This is a genomic window from Actinoplanes sp. NPDC048791 (assembly GCF_040650095.1).
GTDB lineage: Bacteria > Actinomycetota > Actinomycetes > Mycobacteriales > Micromonosporaceae > Actinoplanes.
Genome location: NZ_JBEZGQ010001148.1, coordinates 1 through 2455, shown reverse-complemented (window position 1 = coordinate 2455; position 2455 = coordinate 1). Strand labels below are relative to the sequence as shown.

The following is a 2455-nucleotide window of genomic DNA, read 5'->3' as shown; positions in this document are numbered from 1 at the left end:
GCCGCCACCGCGCGCCGGCGGGTCCCGGTCCGGGTGGGTCGCGACTACGCCGCCGTCTCCGGCGACCACAACCCGATTCATACCTCGCGGCTGGGCGCGCGCCTGTTCGGCTTCCCCCGCCCGATCGCGCACGGGATGTGGACCAAGGCACGATGTCTGGCCGCCCTCGACGGGCGGCTGCCGCCGGCCTACAGCGTGGATGTCGCCTTCAAGTTGCCCATCCTGCTACCGGCGACGGTCGACTTCGCCGCGGCGCGAACCGCCGGCGGCGGCTGGGACTTCACCCTGCGTGCGGCGGACTCCGGTCGCCCCCACCTGACCGGCTCGGTCACCGGGGTCACGCCGCGTCCCGGGACGTGACCGGCGGCTCGGAGCCGCCCGGGGCCCAGACATCGCCGCGGAGCAGCTGCGCGGCGCCCAGCCAGGCGACGTTCATCAGCCGGCCGGCGGTCTTGTCCGGGTCGGCGTCCGGGTGATCGGCCAGCCAGTCGGCGAGCGATTCCCCGGCACCGACGAGGGCGTACGCGCTGACCTCGAGATCAGTGCCGTGGATCTGGCGCCCCTCGGCCCGCACGGCCCGGTCCAGCAGGTCGGCGATCACGTCGACGATGCGCCGGCGCATGGCGGCCAGCTCGGCAGCGAACGGCTCCTGCCCGCGGGCCTGCCGGTAGAGCACGGCCCAGCCGTCGCGGTGTGCGCCGACGAAGGCGAAGAACGCCCGCAGGCCCGACCACAGCTGGTCGCTCAGGCCGAGGGCGGGGTCGACCACGTCGGCGATCGCCTCCATCAGCCGGGTGGCCTCCCGGCGCAGGCAGGCGATGAACAGTTCCTCCTTGGTGCCCAGGTAGGCGTAGACCATGGGCTTGGAGACGCCGGCGACCTCAGCGATCTCGTCCATCGACGCGGTGTGGAAGCCGTGGCGGGAGAAGACCCGCACCGCGGCGTCGAGCACCTGCTGCTCACGGATCTCACGGGGCAGTCGCTTGAAGGTGCGAGTGGTCGACACCCTTGTCAGACTACGCATCCTCCCCGTAACTTAACGCGCCAGTAGGTTTCTCTGAGGAAAGGCTGACCTGCCGTGGAGTTCTGGCTCGAGCTGAACGAGGAGCAACGCGATCTGCGCGAGTGGGTGCACGGCTTCGCCGAAGGCGTCGTCCGTCCGGCCGCCTCCGAGTGGGACGAACGCGAGGAGACCCCGTGGCCGGTGATCCAGGAGGCGGCGAAGATCGGCCTCTACGGCTTCGAGTTCCTGATCAACATGTGGTCCGACCCGACCGGGCTCTCCCTGCCGCTGGCGAACGAGGAACTGTTCTGGGGCGACGGGGGCATCGCCATGGCGATCTCCGGCACCTCGCTCGCGGTCGCCGCGATCTACGGCTCCGGCACCCCCGAGCAGCTCGTCGAGTGGGTTCCGCAGTGCTTCGGTGACACCGCCGACCCGAAGGTCGGCGCGTTCTGCTCCACCGAACCGGAGGCCGGCTCGGACGTCGCCTCGATGCGCACCCGGGCCGTCTACGACCAGGCCAAGGACGAGTGGGTCCTCAACGGGCAGAAGGCGTACGCCACCAACGGCGGCATCGCCAACATCCACGTGGTCACCGCCTCGATCGACCCGGAGCTGGGCTCGCGCGGCCAGGCCGCGTTCATCGTCCCGCCCGGTACGCCGGGCCTGGCCGGGACGAAGAAGCTCAAGAAGCTCGGTCTGCGGGCCTCGCACACCGCGGACGTCTTCCTGGACGACGTACGGGTGCCCGGCAGCTGCTTGCTCGGCGGCAAGGAGGCCCTCGACGAGCGCCTGGCCCGCGCCCGCTCGGGACAGCGGGCCAGCAAGCAGGCCGCCATGCGCACGTTCGAGCTGTCCCGCCCGGCGGTCGGCGCCCAGGCGATCGGGATCGCCCGCGCCGCCTACGAGTACGCGCTCGGCTACGCCAAGGACCGGGTGCAGTTCGGCCGGCCGATCATCGAGAACCAGGCGATCGCATTCGCCCTCGCGGACATGAAGACGGAGATCGACGCCGCCCGACTGCTGGTCTGGCGGGCCGCGTGGATGGGCCGCAACGACCGGCCGTTCACCGCCGGCGAGGGGTCGATGTCCAAGCTGAAGGCCGGCGAGGTGGCCGTCGCGGTCACCGAGAAGGCGGTGCAGATCCTCGGCGGCGCCGGCTACCTGCGCGATCACCAGGTCGAGCGGATGTACCGGGACGCCAAGATCTACACGATCTTCGAGGGCACGTCCGAGATCCAGCGGCTGGTCATCGCCCGGGCGATCTCCGGGATGCCGATCCGCTGACCGCCCCTGGAGGTGCACCGGCATGGCCGTCCCGTTCGTGCTCGCCACCCTGGCCCGGCGCGGGCTGCTCCGTCCCGGCCCACCGGGCGACCTGATCAGGCAGCTCACCGCATTGCGCCGGTGGGGTTTCGGCCTCGCCGGCGAGCTCCGGCAGGCCGCCGCCCG

3 protein-coding genes are annotated in these 2455 nt (G+C 71.7%); 2 read left to right on the top strand and 1 reads right to left on the bottom strand.

Annotation, left to right across the window (positions count from 1 at the left end; all coding sequences use genetic code 11):
- On the top strand, positions 1-360 hold a 360-nt coding region (locus tag AB0C29_RS43500), incomplete at its 5' end, for a MaoC/PaaZ C-terminal domain-containing protein (protein WP_360833533.1).
- Here AB0C29_RS43500 and AB0C29_RS43495 read toward each other — a convergent pair.
- Positions 338-1006, bottom strand: coding sequence for a TetR/AcrR family transcriptional regulator (locus tag AB0C29_RS43495; RefSeq protein ID WP_360833531.1), 669 nt, complete (start codon positions 1004-1006; stop codon positions 338-340). The two genes, AB0C29_RS43500 and AB0C29_RS43495, sit on opposite strands and share 23 nt — an antisense overlap.
- 72 nt (positions 1007-1078) lie before the next feature.
- On the opposite strand from AB0C29_RS43495, the gene AB0C29_RS43490 reads away from it, so the two are divergent.
- The gene (locus AB0C29_RS43490; protein WP_360833529.1) at positions 1079-2290 is read left to right on the top strand and encodes an acyl-CoA dehydrogenase family protein; all 1212 of its coding nucleotides are present in this window, start codon (positions 1079-1081) and stop codon (positions 2288-2290) included.
- The last annotated feature ends 165 nt before the right edge of the window (positions 2291-2455 follow it).